Annotated in this window: 2 pseudogenes; both read right to left on the bottom strand. The window is 56.6% G+C overall.

The features are described 5' to 3' along the window. A pseudogene (locus DIE02_RS35180) lies at window positions 1-764 on the bottom strand (virulence factor); the annotation flags it as partial. Window positions 765-898: 134 nt separating this feature from the next. Next, window positions 899-1,168 (bottom strand): annotated as a pseudogene (locus DIE02_RS35175) (hypothetical protein); the annotation flags it as partial.

Raw genomic sequence — 1,168 nt, 5'->3', positions numbered from 1 at the left:
ACGAGGTTCTCGTTGATCTGCGCATCCGTGGGCGGGAAGTTCGGGGCGTCCCAGTTCATTGCCCATACGGTCTTGTCAGGGTTCGCCTGCAGGTAATCCAGCGCGTTGTTCAGCGATGTGAAGCCGGCGTTTGCGCCGCCTTGGGTGATTTGCACGTCGGGGGGCGTGTCGCGGCTCCAAAGCGTCTTCGGTGATGGCGGCCCAATCTCGAAGAAGTTCATCATCCGATCGACCATGCGCGACTTGGCAAAGGCCGGATCGAGTCGGGGCGGAACGGCAACTTCGACGCGTATGCCGGCGAGTTCGCGCCAATCTTTCTGGCTATCGGACTGCACGGTGTAGAAGTACTTCGCGTTGCTAAAGTATCGAGCACGCAAGAGAAGGATGAATTTGTCGACGTACTTGGCGTAGAAACCCTTGAATGTTTCTTTTCCTCGATTGCCGTAAACCAACGCCCCGATCGACTGAAGCGTGGAAAATGACTTCGGGTCAGTGCGCACCATGTCGTCGTTCTTGTTCGGTGCGGCAAGCCCTTGCGTCCACAACAATTGCCATTCGGTCGGGTAGTCCATACGTTGCAATGGATTCAACCAAATCAGGCCGACCACCTGCGCGACGAATGGCTTGACCGGCTTCTCGGCTGCCAGCGCCATATTCCCTGCAGCCTCCTTGGCAGACGCAGCTTGTGCCGGACGCATCACTGACGTGGTGAACAGAAACACCATAAGCGCAGCTAGGCCAGGTACAACAATGAATCGCTTCATCCAATCTCCTGTTTCCAGATGTGCCGGGTCGGGTTGTTCCAAGTGCGCCATCGTCGTGGCGATGAGCACGATGGCAATCAGCCATACCGAAACAGCAATTGCGACACGTCGTGGCCATGTAGCAATCAGCGTCTTCATACGACACCCCCGACCTTGAGATAGAACTCACCTTCGCGTTCGTCAGCGATTGCGTCGGGAACCTTGCCTTCACTTGTTTCGCCATGTGCCCATTCGGGGAGGGGCGTTCTATCGAGCGTTCCCGATGCAAAATAGTCGGCGTACCTTTTGTTTGGATTTTCCAGGGGAATCCCATCCCCCATCCTCCAATCCGCCTCGATGCGCAAGTCGTAGAGTTGTTCGGGCGTGATGTAGCACAGGCCCACCGCAACGTCATACGCAAGCGC

Source organism: Burkholderia sp. Bp8991, assembly GCF_003853795.1.
Taxonomy (GTDB): domain Bacteria; phylum Pseudomonadota; class Gammaproteobacteria; order Burkholderiales; family Burkholderiaceae; genus Burkholderia.
This window is presented reverse-complemented; position numbering and strand designations above follow the sequence as displayed.